A 229-nucleotide genomic window follows, 5' to 3' on the forward strand; every position below is an offset into this window, starting at 1 on the left:
GTTGTGAAAAGGCTCCCGCAAATTGTTTTAACCTTCGGGCAGCTGCCCGAAGGTCTACCGTTTTTAATTTCTTTCACTCAAATTACGCGATTGTCCTGTCCTGAAAAAGGTTGACAGTTGTCAGAAACCACAAGTTGCACAAGCTTTTATTTGCGTTCGTAATTCGTAATTTGTCATTCGTAATTTTTATTGGCTTTCAGTGGTCAGCCGTCAGTATTCAGCCGTCAGC

It is taken from the genome of Tannerella sp., from assembly GCF_030528505.1.
Lineage (GTDB): Bacteria > Bacteroidota > Bacteroidia > Bacteroidales > Tannerellaceae > Tannerella.